Raw genomic sequence first — 260 nt, 5'->3', positions numbered from 1 at the left:
CCTTTATACTGTTTCCCAAATTCGCCGTATTATTTTTCGATTTATCTGAAAGGAATTGTTTAAGAGCAACCTCAAATTCAGACAGATCACTTTTAGCGGTCTGCGTTTCTGTCAGACGGTCTCCCACCCAGCAAATTTTTGCTAAAACATGAGCCGGAATTTCCTGTCTGAGAACGGTTTCTGCATAGCGTCTGAAATCGGGATCCTGGAAACGATAGGCATACCCCGGGAGAACAACACTTATACGATAAGAATAAGGA

General features: G+C 42.3%; 1 protein-coding gene. It reads right to left on the bottom strand.

The features are described 5' to 3' along the window. Nucleotides 1–260, bottom strand: a 260-nt coding sequence (locus ACPYOJ_RS35740) for a hypothetical protein (RefSeq protein ID WP_481420442.1), incomplete at both ends; no start/stop codon positions are given.

The organism is Rhizobium sp. SVR5-9E, from assembly GCF_056755095.1.
Note: the sequence above shows the minus strand (reverse complement) of the source record. Positions and strands in the feature narration are given on the sequence as shown.